Origin of the sequence: Aromatoleum evansii, from assembly GCF_012910805.1 — a bacterium.
Lineage (GTDB): Bacteria > Pseudomonadota > Gammaproteobacteria > Burkholderiales > Rhodocyclaceae > Aromatoleum > Aromatoleum evansii.
Window position 1 is genome coordinate 1 of record NZ_WTVK01000287.1, and the last position, 396, is coordinate 396.

The 396-nt window shown below is 73.0% G+C and carries 1 protein-coding gene; it reads right to left on the reverse strand.

The window, feature by feature from the left end; all coding sequences use genetic code 11:
- A partial coding sequence (locus GO615_RS28350; protein ID WP_211167448.1) for an oxygenase MpaB family protein occupies window positions 1-396 on the reverse strand: 396 nt, incomplete at both ends.

The window sequence follows — 396 nt, forward strand, 5'->3', positions numbered from 1 at the left end:
CACTCGCGCAGCACCGACACCGGCACGCCCATGCGCGCACAGGCGCGGCTGGCCAGGCCATCGGGCAACGCACGGCGGAACAGCGGCGCCATGCCCTGCACCAGCTTCGCCGACGCGGCGGCCTGCGCGCGCTGACGGCCACTGCGTTCAAGCATGCCTTCGGCCCAGTCCGGCAGCAGTGCCGCGCCTGCACCCAGGAACACTTCGCGCGACAGCCCCGGCACCGGTACCGGCAGGCGCACGTCGGACAGCACCTCCAGCACCTCGCGCGAGCGCTCGTCGACGCGCAGCTCCGGCTGCCGCGCACAGAAGTACGCCGCCACTTCCGCTTCGCTGCGCGGCACGTCCACCGCACCCAGTGCCTCGGCCACGCCGCGGTACTCATCGTAGTAACGG